Below are 928 nucleotides of genomic sequence, written 5' to 3' on the forward strand. Positions count from 1 at the left end.
AGCGCTGCTCGGGCCACATCGCCAATTCGTGAGGGGCTGAGCGTCAAATGCTGAAGGGTGCGCCAGCGCTGCTCCAGGAGCGCGAAGCCACGTTCGCCGAGACAACGAAGGCCGCGCAGAAGGGCGTTTCTGGTACGGGTATCCACATCGAGCTCGCCTCCGCCGGCGGGCCGCTTGACTGGCACGTATACGCCGAGGCCAGCGCCCTCGTAGCCCGAGTCGGCCAGCAGTGGCAGGTCCTTCAGATACGGCCGGATAGTGGCGAGAACCTGTTCTCGGGCTGCGATGATGTCGTGGGTCGACCCTGGAAGCGGGTCGGATATCCATATCGGGAAACCGTCTGGCAGGAAGATCGCTTGAAGGTTGGCGGTGAAGGCGTGGGCCTTGCCCGAATACCAGGCGTCGATCTCCTTGCCCTTCTTGTTGAGCTTGGTTCCGGCGACGCGGTCGATGCTGGCCAGGGTGCCGTCCATGATCAGATGCGAGGCTCCTTCGGTCTTGGCCCGCTCCAGCGAGGTGGCGAGCTCGGGTGCCTGTTCTGCCAGGACATCAATGACTTCGTCCCGGTATCGGTAGGCGGTGGCCTGGGAGATGCCGAACCCGAGGCCGAGCTGGCGGATATCGCCGCCGTTACGCATCCACACCAGCCCGAAAACAGCCTCCCACCAGCAGGTGAGCGCCCGAGTGCCCTTGCGGGTGCCTTTCCGTTTCCGCTCCGCACGCAGCAGCTTCGAGACGTACGAAACGGTCTCCCTGGGGACGTCGAGGATGGCACGATAGGGAGTCACATGGAGTCCTTGAGTGAGCACGGATGGTCGCACATCCGCTTCTATCGAGGGCTCCATGCTCTTGTCAGGCGATCGACGACACCTCCACATCCATGGTCATCCGATCGCTATCACCCGGTTTGCCTGCTGAGAAAACTTCA

The 928-nt window shown here is 62.9% G+C and carries 1 protein-coding gene; it reads right to left on the minus strand.

Translation table 11 applies throughout. The features are described 5' to 3' along the window. Positions 1–788 (minus strand): transposase family protein (locus tag ABGB18_RS49350; protein WP_347702663.1); only part of this gene is annotated, 788 nt, incomplete at its 3' end. Between the last annotated feature and the right edge of the window lie 140 nt (positions 789–928).

It is taken from the genome of Nonomuraea sp. B12E4, from assembly GCF_039871825.1.
Taxonomy (GTDB): Bacteria; Actinomycetota; Actinomycetes; order Streptosporangiales; family Streptosporangiaceae; genus Nonomuraea.